This is a genomic window from Marseilla massiliensis (genome assembly GCF_023336985.1).
GTDB classification, from domain to species: domain Bacteria; phylum Bacteroidota; class Bacteroidia; order Bacteroidales; family Bacteroidaceae; genus Prevotella; species Prevotella intestinigallinarum.
On sequence record NZ_JAMBLP010000005.1, the window covers coordinates 49,767 to 63,882 of the forward strand.

At 46.0% G+C, this 14,116-nt stretch carries 4 protein-coding genes; 3 read left to right on the forward strand and 1 reads right to left on the reverse strand.

Annotated features, from left to right (window positions below):
• Nucleotides 1-57: 57 nt before the first annotated feature.
• Nucleotides 58-4,113, reverse strand: coding sequence for a hybrid sensor histidine kinase/response regulator transcription factor (locus M3089_RS05395; protein WP_249082260.1), 4,056 nt, complete (start codon nucleotides 4,111-4,113; stop codon nucleotides 58-60).
• A 481-nt stretch (nucleotides 4,114-4,594) separates the two neighbouring features.
• Between M3089_RS05395 and M3089_RS05400 the strand changes: the two genes are divergently transcribed.
• From M3089_RS05400 to M3089_RS05410, 3 genes are all read left to right on the forward strand, one after another.
• Nucleotides 4,595-5,686 (forward strand): glycoside hydrolase family 43 protein, encoded by a 1,092-nt coding sequence (locus tag M3089_RS05400; protein WP_249082504.1) that lies wholly within the window; start codon nucleotides 4,595-4,597, stop codon nucleotides 5,684-5,686.
• 580 nt (nucleotides 5,687-6,266) lie between these two features.
• Nucleotides 6,267-9,761: a hypothetical protein gene (locus M3089_RS05405; protein WP_249082261.1), complete on the forward strand. Its 3,495-nt coding sequence runs from the start codon at nucleotides 6,267-6,269 to the stop codon at nucleotides 9,759-9,761.
• Nucleotides 9,762-9,863: 102 nt separating this feature from the next.
• Nucleotides 9,864-14,114, forward strand: a complete 4,251-nt coding sequence (locus M3089_RS05410; protein WP_249082263.1) for an alpha-L-arabinofuranosidase C-terminal domain-containing protein — start codon at nucleotides 9,864-9,866, stop codon at nucleotides 14,112-14,114.
• The last annotated feature ends 2 nt before the right edge of the window (nucleotides 14,115-14,116 follow it).

Here is a 14,116-nt window from a genome sequence, read left to right on the forward strand (position 1 = left end):
GCATCAAGTCAGGCCATTGCCGCTAAGGCTGCCTTGCCATACATTAGCATTATATCATTACTCAGATTCACGCCTTTCCGTATTGCTATCTGCCGTTAAGCTGCCTACATATTCTTTGATAGTCATTCCATACTCCTTTTTGAAGCACCTCGATAAATACTTTGATGTGTTGAACCCCACCTTCAGCGATAGCTCGGTGATGGTCATGTTTGGGTTTTGCTTTATTATCCGGCACGCCTCCTTCAGGCGGATGTTGGTGATGAATCCCGAGACATTGTAACCGGTGATGGCCTTCAGCTTGTTGTAAAGGGTGGATGAGCTGACGCACATGTCACTTGCAAAAGTCTCCCTGTCGTAATCAAAGTCGTTGATGTGGGCTTTAACGCACTCTGTGGCTTTCTGCACAAAGGCATAGTCAGGGTTGCTGTAGTGCTGTTCGTTGGCTGCAGAATCCGTGTTTCGTGTCAGCTGTTCTTTTATTCTTATTCGGTTTGATATTATGTTGTCAACCCTCAGCAACAGCTCGTCAAGTTTGAATGGCTTTGTGATGTAGTCGTCGGCTCCCGTTTCAAATATCTTGTACCTGTCTTCTTCTCGTATCTTGGCAGTAAGCAATATGACTGGCAATTGCCTGAACTCGTTGCTTTTCTTTATCTCGCGTGTCAGTTCCATTCCGTCCATGACCGGCATCATGACGTCTGATATAACAACGTCAAGTTCCTTGCGGCAAATAGTGTTAAGTGCCTGCTTCCCGTTTTTTGCCGTATATGTCGTGTATTTTTTGCTTAATAGCCGTTGCATGAGCTCGAGTAGTTCCTCGTTGTCCTCAACAATTAGAATCTTGAACCTATGGTCGTCGTCAACACTGTGTGAGAATCCGCTTGTTCGAGGTTGTGTGCTGTCTATTTCCGTTACGTATGGGCTTATCATGTCGTTGCTGTTCATCTCTTCCGTTTCTTCATTTGCATACTGCTTCTTGTCTGTCGGTATCCTCACGGTGAAAACAGTTCCCTGTTCAACCACACTATGGCAGTCGATGCTGCCATGGTGCAGTTTGACGAGGTCGTGGGTTAACGACAGGCCTATGCCTGTGCCTGTTGTGTTTTTTCGCCTGTAGTCACCGTCGAGAAACCTGCTGTACAGGTTTTTCATCTTGTCTTTTGAAATGCCAATGCCTTCGTCTTTCACTTCCAGTATGGCTGTGCTTTTTTCCATGGTGAGCGTCACCGTTACAAGTCCATTGTCTTTGTTGTATTTTATGGCGTTTGAGACCAGATTGTAAATTATCTTGTCCATCTTGTCGGGGTCAAACCAAACGAGTCTTTGGTTGAGGCCGTTGTTGTTGACAATTAGTTTCTGTCCGCGTGCGCTTGCCATTGGCCTGATGTTATCGCATTCTTGTTCGACAAAGCCGGCCAAGTCGCCTTTGCTCACCTTCAGTTTCAACTGTCCAGCCTGCGATTTCCTGACCTCCAGTATCTGCCTCAGCAGTCGCGTGAGCCTGTTTATGTTGTTGTGTATCAGGCCATAGTCATTGCCGTACTGAGGGGCTTTTGCCTTTATTTCGTCGACAGCGGCCGAGATGACTGTTAGCGGTGTGAGCAGTTCGTGGGTAATGTTGGTAAACACCACCGACATCTGCAGTCTGTTTTTCGTCTTAAGGTGGTTCTTGTACCATTCGATGCAGGCAAACACCACTCCTGCTAATATAATAATGTATAGCGTGAAGGCCCACCACGACAGATACCACGGAGGCAATACCTTTACCTTGATTCCATATGGCAGTTGTTGCCAATGGCCGAAACTGTCAGATGCTTTCAGGTTGAATGTGTATGATCCCGGAGGCAGGTCTTTATACTGTGCGCTATGTTGTGACGCATCGCCATAGTGCCACTCTTGGTCGTAGCCTTCGAGTTTGTATGCATATCTGTTTTGTTCCTGGTTGAAATATGTGAGCAGTGAAAATTCGATAGAGAACTTGCCAACTGTTGCCGGTATGGTCAAGTTGCGTGTGAATACGGGCATGTCCGGCGATATTGTTTCCCTTAGTTTGGCCTCTACTTGCGCCAGTGGGGTGTTGTCGATTACTATGTCTGATATTATGAGCTTAGGCTGCCATTTGCCCTGATGGGCCATCAGGTTCTTTGGCGAAAACGCCATGATGCCGTTTCTGTTGCCAAATAGCAGCATCGAGTCGTGCTTGAAGCACATGTATGGGCTGAATAGTCTGTGGCCAGCGCCGTCATTGTTGGCATATATGGCTACGTCAGGTTTCAGGCTTGAGTTGTCATTGCTGAATGACAGTTTTATCATGGCGCTGTTGTTTGTGAGCCATAGGTTGCTTTTGTTGTCTTCGTTTATAGTCAGAATGCCGTCGTTGCCTATATGGTATTCCTTGTTTTTAGGCTTAAACATGTCTTCTTTTTCATCATATAAAAACAGGCCGCTGCTTTTGGATATTGCCCACAGGCGCCCGTGCGAGTCTTGCATGCACGTGGTTGCCTCGCCCACGGCAAACCTTCCGTTTCGTGGGTGATAGTGGGCGAAATGCAGCGTCTGGGGCTGTGCAGGGGTGCCGCTAACCCTTATGATGCCCTCGTTTTCTGTGGCTATCCATATATTTCCGCTGTTGTCTTCGGTTATGCCCCTTACGTCGCAGTTGGTGAAATCGTCATTGCCGTTTTTCATTTTGAGTATCAAGCCATTCCCTCCCGGGAGAGCAACGCTCACGGCCGAGCGTTGCCCAATCCAAATGTTGCCGTTTTTCTGTATGTATAGTGTATTTACATAGTCATCCTTGATGAAGTTGGGAGCGTTAAGGTGGTTTAGAACGCGAGCTCTGTCGTCTTTGCCATACACAATGACACCATAGCTTCGGCTTGCCATCCATATATCCCCATGAGCAGTCTTGCAGATTGAAGATATGCCGGCCTTTACCACCTGCTTGAATATACCAGCCCCGTTAAGCCCAGGTATTTCACTGTCGTAGAGGGTCTTGCCCGTCGTGCGGTTGTGCAGTGCTATGCCATACGGATTGAGGCCGAGCCACAGTTTATTTCCATCATCGGTGTATATTGTCTCGATGTGGCTTATGTTTCTGTGGCTTTGCCGTTTCAGTTTCCATGACTCATACATCGGTGGAGTGGTATGTATTTGTATTATTCCGTCGTTCATGGTTCCGATGTAAATGTGACCGGAACCGTCTGTCGCCATGCTGTTGCAGAACTTGTACTTATCTGTATTGGTGAACTTTGTGTCGCTTTTTTCGTTGAGCATACTTATGCCGTCGCGTCCGCAGGTATATATGGTACCGGTGGCCTTGTCTTCGAGCATGTCGTGGATTATGTTGAAATTGTCGGAGTCGTTGTTGAATCGTCGCACTCTTGGCGACGAAATGTTATCAGGATGCTCAATCAGTTCTATGCCGTGCCCCCACGTGCCAATCCACAAGCGCTGCTTGCTGTCTATGAGCAGTTTGTAGGCAGAGTTCATGTCGTTTGTCTGCGGATACTGCTCAAGCTTGCTGCTTCCTTTGCGCAATCTGAACAGGCCGTTTATCCATGTCCCAACGTATATTGTTCCGTTCTTGTCTTCGGCAATCGATTTGACGCTGTAGTTCCTTGCATAAGGGTAGTCGTGGAATTGGCCGTCAGTCTTGTCGTAGCGTGTAAGGCCGCCGTCTGTGCCAATCCACACGGTTCCATTGCTTGAGGTGAAGAGGGTGTAGATGATGCGCTGAGTGTTTTTAGGCAAATGTAATGTCTTGAATGTGCCTTTTCGTTTGTTCATGATGGCCAGCCCGTCGCGCGTACCTATCCATATATTGTTGTCGTGGTCTTCTGTGAGCGACATTATATAGTTGTTTGGCAATATACCGGGCGAATAAGCGTCTGACTTGTATGTGCGGAAACTGTAGCCGTCGTAAGACAGCAGGCCCGAACATGAACCTATCCACATGATGCCATCGTTGTCGAGGAATACACATCCTGCTTCGTCGGTGTCGAATGCAGATATTTGGATTGGTGTTGTTATCTGATATTTCTCACTATGCGCAATGGTTGTGACGCTGAGAAATATCGATATAATTATTGGTAATATTGACGAATTGCTCATTTTGACTGATATATATAAATGCAAAGATACTATAATTTAGCCCAATGCGAAACATTTGAGTCATTTATTTTGCAGAATGTACCTGCCTGATACAATAGACATAGTGCTATCATGTTTGTGGGGTAAGGTAGAAAGTTTGCTGCATTCTCTGTTGATTGGCGGTGGTTGCATGTATATGGGATGAGGGAAGCCGTGCCGTTGTAATTTGTATGCTGTTTTAGTTGAAAACAAAGGCCATGGTGCCCCAAATAACTATTTCGTCCCCCCAATTAATGATAAGTTTCCCTCATGTGGCGTCTATCATGGTAATTTTGCGCAGCTAAAAACGAAAGCGTTGGCTATGGGGACAAACTTCAGGGCACTGACGATGCCCCTATGATGTCAATGCGCTATAAAACCAAATTCAATCTGACTGATATTATTAAGATTAAACCTCGAAACAATGAGAATTAAGTCTGTTGTTATTGTATGCTTGGTGGCCATGCTTCCATTTGCCGTGGCCGGCCAGACAATAAAACCGGGCCGGATATGGAAAGATAACCGTGGCATTCATATCAATGCCCATGGTGGTTGTGTTATAAGTCATGGCGGTAAATATTATTGGTATGGGGAGCACAAGTCGGACGACACATCATCTGCGATGGTTGGTGTGACGTGTTATTCGTCGGAGAATCTTGTAGACTGGACTTATGAAGGCGTGGCACTCCCCGTGTCTGATGAGGCCGGGCACGATATCGAGCGTGGGTGTATTCTTGAGCGCCCAAAGGTGGTTTACAACGAAGCCACCCGTCGTTTCGTCATGTGGTTCCATCTGGAATTGAAAGGACGTGGTTATGCTGACGCTCGTTATGGCGTAGCCATGAGCGACTCTCCTGTTGGGCCGTTTCGTTTCATTCGTTCCGGTAGGGTAAATCCAGGCTTGTGGCCTATGGATATGTCACAGGCAGACCGAGACGTGGCAGACGCGCTTGATTTGGGTAAGTATACAGAGTGGTGGACACCCGCTTGGCGCGATGCCATAGTCAAAGGCCTTTTCGTAAAGCGTGACATGAAGGCCCACGATAGGTTGCCGGCTGGGCAGATGGCCCGCGACATGACAATATATGTGGACAGTGATGGTCGGGCATACCATATTTATTCCTCAGAAGATAACCTGACAATTCAAGTGGCTGAGCTTACAGATGATTATACGGACCACACCGGAAAATATGTACGTGTGGCTCCGGGGGGTATGAATGAGGCTCCTGCCATATTTAAGAAGGATGGCAAGTATTGGATGATAACGTCGGGCTGTACAGGTTGGGATCCTAATGAAGCCCGTATGTTTTCGGCAGACAACATTTGGGGGCCATGGTTGCAACACCCTAATCCCTGCGTGGGGCCCAAAGCCGAAAAAACTTTTGGTGGGCAAGGCACCTATGTGTTGCATGTTGGCAACTCGTATATTTTCATGGCTGATGTGTGGCGACCGGAGTACCCAAGCGACGCACGGTATATTTGGTTGCCTATTGAGTTTGACAAGGGCAGCCCTGTGATTCGTTGGAAGACAGAATGGTCGCCTGGCAATATGTGAGTAAGGGGGGAATGTTGTTGTGGCATGATACATGAACAGCCTCTGACTTGATGCTTGGAAATATCGATTACTTTTCGCTAAAACTGGATAGTTATGGCAGAATTAACGATAATGCCCCCTTAAATAATGATAATTTTCCCTTGTAGGGCCTTTACTTGATAATTTTGCAAAGACAATATAAAATATAAAAACAAATATGTATTATGTGGCGATAAACATTCTGCGGTTTCAACCTTGGCGTGGTCATTAAAGACAAAGGCCTGGCATTTGGATTTTGCAGAGCATATATATAATAATGTGTACTACTGCATCATGCTTTAGCTTGGCAGCACATTGCCTGTTGCATTGGCAAGCTGGTCAGGTTTGGTGTGAATGTCACAGCCGATTGAACGGCTGTAGATGGCGCGGTACGGGATGTGACCAACTAACTTCAGAACACTAACAATATTTCATAATAACTAAAATCATGACTATGTTTATTGGAAAAAATTTACTTTTAGCGTCTTCACTTGTGTTGACGGCAGTCGGCGCAAGTGCGGAGATTGTTGACGGTGTTCGTCAGCTGCCTTTGTATCCGCAGGTGACAAAGACATCACTGCAGTTCGACAAGTCGCTCTTGCTTTTCAACAAAGCCTCAGGCTTTTTCTGTGGAGCAAACGATTGGAAAACGCGTGCCAGTGTCTCCGAACAGGGATATCGTGTTTTCGTAAGCAAGCATCTCGATTCAAAGGGAGCTTGGGACGGCAAGACAGTCATACTCAAGGACTCCGTCGAGAAAAACAATAGCGGTGCTTTGGTCAACAAGATTCTTATGGTCTGGGCTGCCGAAGACGGTGCATCATGGGTGGACTGGAACAACCAGGCTGACACATTGTGGACAATAGCCCCTGCCGGTGACTACTATCGCATATCTGTTAGCAATGAAAATCCTGTATGCAATACTGCAGGAACTTTTTATGGTACTCAGAAAGGCAATGCCGAGGAGACGAGGTTGTTCTGGAACCTGCCATTGGACAAAGTAAACGCAGATTGGTATTTCGTAGACCCGGCAGTGTTTGCCAAGGAGAAAGAAAGCTTTGACGCTGCGATAGCTGAATACAAGAAGGCATTGGAAATATTCAAGGTTGCCGAAGGACTTAAGGTACTTCTTGATGAAGCCGAGGCAAGCCACGTGGATGTGGCAGCTCAAAAGGCTGTCTACCTGAATGAAAAGGCCACAAAAGAAGAGATAGAGGCTGCTATACAGGCAGTTAAGACGGCTCTGGCTGCAGTGGAAGAGGGTAAGGTTACTGCCGACAATCCCGTAGACAAGACGTCGCTTATCACCAACCCCAGCTACGACAAGAACAACAATGACGGTTGGAGTGGCGACAAGCCAGCATTCCAGTCACATACCGATGCAGAGTTCTACCAGAAGAAATTCAATGTATACCAAACGATAACTTCTGCGCCCAAGGGAGTGTATGCTCTAAATCTCCAGGCTTTCTATCGTTCAGGTTTCTCTAATGTGGCTTATGAGAACTATAAGTCGATGACTGGTTACGATGCCAAACTTTATGCCGTAAATGGTGCGGATACTGTGGTTGCCAATATCGTAAACCCGTTCTCTGAGGCACTTACTGAGGCAAAGGGAATGAATGAGAGCTCTGTTGAAGACGGTGGAGTGACTTATTACATACCGAGCAACATGGAGACAGCAGAGGCATATTTCAAGGATGGCCTGTATAATAACACAGTGTTCTTTGCGACGGAAGATGGTTCGATGACCATCGGTATGTTTAAGAATAATTCCGACCAGCCCTCTGGCAACTGGGTGTTGTTTGACAACTGGGGCCTAAAGTATTATGGTAGCGGTGCTGATGCTTATACGTTGTGGCTCGAAGACGTGAAGAAGTCGGCAAAGGATTATTCTCAACTTCCTGACGGCATGCTCATTACCGATGGCATGGTAAGCAACTATACAAATGTGATCAGGAGCTTCGTAAAGGCATCGAACAAAGCAGAGGTATTGGACGCCATTGCCAAAATCAACGGTGAGTCGGCTAAGATTGAAGCAAATCTTGCTGCATGGAAAGAATATCAGGAGGCTTTGGTAAAAGGTAAGAAAATTGCAAACGACGAGTCGATTGTTGGACAGGACAAGAGCGACCTTGCCGATTACATCGACCTTGAAAGCGAGGACATAATCTCTGGTCTTTCTCTTACTACAGATGAAGTGAAGGCAGAGACCGCCAAAGTGCTCGCAATGATAGATGCAGCAATAAAGAATGGCATCACTCCCGGTACCGATGTTACAGACAAGTATCTTGTGAACGCAGACTTCGAAGTGAAGGACAAGGGTTGGACTGTGAAGAAAGCAAATGGCGGCAATGTTGCTTATGGTGGCACAACGACCAATAAGTGTTTCGAGGCATGGAACAATTCTAATTTCGATGTTTACCAGGAAGTTAACAGCGCTCCTGTTGGTGTCTACGAAATATCTGTACAGGGTTTCTATCGTTACATGAGAGGTGCCAATGCCTATAATGCATATCAGGAAGGAACAGCCCCCAACGACGTAGTAAACATATATGTAAATAATAGGAATGCGCATTTCAAGAGCGTGTTTGACGAAAAGGTAGAGAATGGCCAGATGTATAGCGTTACTGATGCCAATCCTCCTTTTGTTGATCCTGAAGAGGCTTACTGGTATCCCAACGACATGGCCAACTCAAGTATTGCTTTTGCCAATGGCCTGTATAAGGCTACATCTTTCGGTGTTGTTGCCAAGGCTGGCGACGTGCTCCGCATAGGTGTGAAAGGTGCGACAAACCAGCAGGGAGACAGCTGGGCCATCTGGGATGATTTCAAGATGGTGTTCAGGGGCACTGATGCAGAAGTGGTGAAGCCGCTTCTGACAGATGTCATTGCCGACCTCAAGAAGACTATCGATGAAGGCAAGACTGTAGGCAAGTCTGTTCTTGAGAATGCCAACACTGTTCTTGCAGGTTCTGAAGAGGCCGTTAATGGCTCAGACGGTAAGGCTATGTTCCAGGCTTTGTGCGATGCATTGGCAGCAAACGAGTCTATGGCCACTTCTGCTGATTTGTTTGCAAAGCTAAGTCTTAAGGCTGAAGAGCTCAATGCTGCTTATCTCTCTTCAGAGGCTGCAGAAGCAACGAAGTCGGAAGCTGCAGCGCTGTTTATCGAAATCACCGATGGTATTTCTGCCGGAACGATTGAAGACGGCGATGTTGCCGGATATATGGAGAAAATAGAGGGCATGATAATCAAGTTGGCGATACCAGCCGAGGCAGCTAATGCTTCAGACGACAATCCTGTCGACATGACGCAGCTTATCAAGACCCCGACATTTGACGATGGCCTTGGAGCAAATTCAGTTGCAGGTTGGGAAGGAACAGAAGGCTATAACTTTGGCAATGATGACACACAGAAGGCTGCGCTTGCCATCGAGTTCTATTCAAAGACGTTTGACATCAACCAGACAATAAAGGGCTTGCCTAACGGTACTTACAAGGTGGCAGTGTCGGCACTCTACCGTTTTGGAAGCATAGCTGACGATTATGCTGCCTATAAGGCCGATCCGTCGGTAGCTGGCAACGCGTTTGTTTATGCAGTGACAGGAGGCGACTCGATAAAGGCACCTGTTTGCCTGCTTGCATCCGGGGCAAATGAAGACCTGGGTATTGCCGGAACAAGCAATATCAGTGGTACTGATTTGTATGTTCCTAACAGCATGGTTTCTGCTGTGGCTTATTTCACAGACCTCAAGGCTTATGCAAATGAGATAATTGTGAAGGTGACAGACGGAACTCTCAAGATAGGTCTGAAAAAGCCGGTGAAGCTTGATAACGACTGGGTTATCATGGACAACTGGACTCTGACATACTATGGCGAGAACAGTACCAAGGAGCCTACAGACGGAATAGACAACGTTAATGCTGCTGAGGCCGCCAAGGTTGAAATATTCAACATTAACGGCATCAAGGTGAACCGTTTGGCTAAGGGTGTTAACATAATAAAGACAACATCTGCTGACGGACGTATCACAGTAAAGAAAGTATATGTGAGATAAGGCACACTTTAGCCGAAATCCGATGATTGATGTGGGAGGCAGATATGCCTGTCTGCCTCCCATTTTCTAACTAACATTAATATATATCAACGCAAACCTAAAATGAAAAGATTTCTAACTCTGGGAGTACTCTGTGCAATTGCCATCCATTCATTTGCACAAGTTTGTATGACTATAGATGCGACGCGGCGTGGGCCGCATATCGGGCCTTACCATAATGGATTATTCTTTGAAGAGATAAATCATGCTGGTGATGGTGGGCTTTATGCCGAATTGATAAGCAATCGTTCGTTCGAAGACGGTATGGCAAACTGGTCTCCGTATAATGGCGCTTCAATACGTCTTAAAACAAAAGGCTTGCTTAATGATTCTCAGCGCAACGCGTTGTCTATTACTGTTTTAGGGGCGTCGAAATCAAATATGAAGGGAGTTGCCAACAGCGGATTCTGGGGCATAAACATCGTTAAAGATTCAACTTACAACCTTTCACTGTGGGTGAAAGGCGATGTTGCATATTCTGGCAAGCTGATTGCGCAGCTACGTTCAAATGACGGAAAGACAATTTTAGGTACTGGTGTATTGCAGGGAACTGTCAGCAACACGTCTTGGTCGAAGCTTAATGTTGCCATCACACCAACAAAATCAGATGAAAGAGGACAGCTACTGTTGCTTACGGGCACCAATGGCCGTCTTGACATTGATGTGGTGTCAATGTTTCCATATACATGGAATAATCGTCCCAACGGGCTACGTAGCGATTTGGCACAGTTGCTGGCTGACATGCATCCTTCATTTTTGCGCTTTCCCGGAGGTTGTTATGTAGAAGGAGAGGGTAGTTATGGTAACGCTTTCCAATGGAAAAAGACAATCGGCCCTATTGAAGCACGCCCCGGCCATTATAATAAAAACTGGGGATATTGGTCGTCTGATGGCCTGGGGTTTGATGAATACTTGCAGTTATGCGAAGATTTAGGAGCAGCCCCAATGTTTGTTGTAAACATCGGCTTGGGGCATGGATTCTCATTGTCACACGATTCTACAATGATTCTTGTCCAGGATGTACTCGATGCTATAGAGTATGCCAACGGAGACGCTACCACTTATTGGGGAGCGAAGCGGATTGCCAACGGTCATTCCGAGCCTTATGGCTTGAAGTTTGTAGAGATAGGCAATGAGAACTATTCGCCGGGCGAGAAATCGGAGTATGCAGAAAGGTATATTCTGTTTTATGAGGCTATCAAGGCAAAATACCCGGATATCGTGACCATAGGCAATGTAGAGGCATGGGGCACAGACAATCCATCATGGGGCAACAGTCATCCTGTGGAAATTGTTGACGAGCATTATTACCGCCATTTCCAATGGATGCGTAACAATTATGGAAAGTATGACAACTACCCAAGATTCCCGATTGTGTACAATGGTGAATACGCAGCGAACGGAGGTGGGTATGGTAAGTATGGCAACATGAACAGTGCGCTTGGCGAGGCAATATACATGTTGGGTATGGAACGCAACAGCGACGTGTGCCAGATGGCGTCTTTCGCACCGATATTTACTCACGAGAAAGATCCGCGTTGGCCATACGACATGATTCATTTCAATGCTTCGGACTATTTTGTCACACCGTCGTATTATGTCCAAAAAATGATGAATTTGAATCTTGGCCAACAGAATCTATTGTGGACTGAGACAGGTAATGCTTTGGCTCAAGTCAGTGGTGATGTAAAGGTTGGAATTGGTTCATGGGGTACACAGGTAGCGTTTGATGATATATCCGTAAATGGTTCTGATGGTAGTCTGATGTTCTCAGACCATTTTGATGGTGGTCTCGGGGCTTGGATTGTGAACGATGGCAACTGGAATGTTTCCGATGGCACTTTTGTTCAATCTTCATCTTCAGAGAATTGCACAGCCGTTATGGACATGTCTCTGCATGGCAATTATATATATAAGGTGCGTGCAATGAAGACCGGTGGCAACGAAGGTTTCCTAATCTTGTTTAATTTCAAAGATAGTAAAAACTATGCATGGTGGAACATCGGAGGTTGGAACAACCGGAAGCATGGGGTAGAGATATGTGTTAATGGCACTAAATCGACCGTAGTAGAAAGACAAGGAAGGATAGAGAGCAACAAATGGTATGATATTGAAGTCCGTGTTAATGGTGCCGATGTTACCTGTTTGTTAGACAATGAAGTGATTCATACGTTTACCCTTAATACAGAGCGTGCCTTATATCAGAGTGTGCAAATCGATGAAGGCAATGGAGAGCTTATACTAAAGGTTGTCAACCCGCATGGCGAAAATCAGCGGCTCAATGTCAATGTGCAAAACATGAAGATATCAAGCGGAACCGTAGAGAGGCTCTCGGCTGATTCCGGGACAGATGAGAATACGATGGAGCGCCCTGATGTGATTGTTCCCACGAAAGAGCCTGTGGCCGTTGACAACGGTGAAAGTGTGGCATTGGACATTCCACCATATTCGCTGAATGTATTTCGTCTGGCTGCAGAGTCCGTTGGCGAAGAAACTCGAGTGTCGTATCCGGAGTATGAAAGAGAGGACAGGGGTATGGGGGCGTATCTTTTTGCCCATATGAACAGAAATGGAGAATACACGAGCTATGCATTGAGCAAATACGGAAACAACTGGCAAGATATGTTGGGTGGGGCAGAGGTCTTTGACACAAAGGCCAATACAGTTACCGGAGGAATGCGCGATGCATACATAACACGCATGCATGACGGTAATTTCATGTTGGCCGGTACAGACATGACGTCACGATTGGGATGGACGAGCAACCATATCATGGTACTTATGCTTTCGCCCGACCTCGTGCACTGGACGAAAAATGTAAAGATTGACCTTGAGTCGGAAGAAAACCTAAAGGCTCTTGGCGGCATTACTGCGGATGAGATGACAGCCGCCTGGGCTCCGCAAGTGATATACGACAGGGAGAGTGGAAATTATGTCATGTACTATAGCGTTGGCTTTCCAGACCGACATCGTATATATTATAGCATCATAGACAAAGATTTGAATGTACTTAGTCGCCCGGCGTTGTTGTTTGATCCAGGCTACGATGTCATAGATGCAGATATTGTTTGGAATGATGTAGACAAACACTATGTGATGCTTTATAAATGCGAGAAGACATCAGGGTTTGACAGGGCAACAGCCACACATCTTGTTCCTGCCGCCAACGAGACATCCGGAGTTTGCCAATGGACTATTACACCTGATTTCCATTATGGTGAAAACAATCAGGCCATAGAGGCTCCGACCCAATGGCGCCAAATCGGTTCAGACAAGTGGATGTTGGCTTATATTAATTATTCCGGCAATGGATACGGATATAAGATTTGCGGCATGGACGAGCATGGATTGAATGTCGGGGCACCGGCAATGATTAATGGCAGTGTGGCCGCCCAGCACGGAAGCATACTGAAGATATCATCAGAAGAGTATGATTATCTAAAGTTATGGGAAAGGGTAAAGACGCTATTGCCTGACGCAGAGTCATATTATAAAGCTTGTAAGCACGACGCTATTGCCGATGCAATATTGAAAGCTCAAAATGCGCTAAGTAACTCTACAACGTTTGATGAGAACGTTAAGGAGATGAATGCTGCATACGATGCACTAATAAAATGCAAGGATATATACATGGAATATATCAAGAATATGGGTGAGGCAGGTAAGGCTGTGGATATGACGGCCTTGCTTGTCAACCCAGACTTCAGGGACGGTGCGAAAGGCTGGAATGTTTCAACCAATTTTACCCAGGCCAATGGGGCTGTTGCTGAATATTGGAATACATCATTCGATTTTTCACAGACCATAGAGAACATGCCTAAGGGGGAATATGAAGTAAGTGTGCAGAGCTTTTATCGTAACGGTTCTGTTTCGGATGCGGTATCTGCACACGTTAACGGTACCGAAAAGTCCTGCGCTGTGTTATACGCAAATGACAGCGAGGAACCAATTATGAGCATATACGATGAAAGTGTAACCCAGTATGGGTTATCACCTTATACTTATCCTGACAATGTAACAACGGCAAATGAAGCCTTCAATAAATTCGGTTTGTATACAAATGCATTGCGGCTGTCACACAACACCACTGGGCCGATAACAATAGGTATAAGGAAGATGGAACATGTTGCATCTGATTGGTGCTGCTTTGATAACTTCACCCTGAAGTATCTCGGCGAGCCTTCATCCGTGAATGGCAATATAAAAGCTAATGTGCAAAAGCATAAGCTATATACTTTGGACGGATGCGAAGTGCAAAACAAGGGCATGCATGGGAAAGTATACATCAAGGATGGACAAAAAATAATAGAATAACT

Excerpts from the sequence above, each read along its gene's own strand:
- M3089_RS05395 (WP_249082260.1), bottom strand. The coding sequence starts at position 4,113 with ATGAGCAATTCGTCAATATTACCAATAATTATATCGATATTTCTCAGC.
- M3089_RS05400 (WP_249082504.1), top strand. The coding sequence starts at position 4,595 with ATGCTTCCATTTGCCGTGGCCGGCCAGACAATAAAACCGGGCCGGATA.
- M3089_RS05410 (WP_249082263.1), top strand. The coding sequence starts at position 9,864 with ATGAAAAGATTTCTAACTCTGGGAGTACTCTGTGCAATTGCCATCCAT.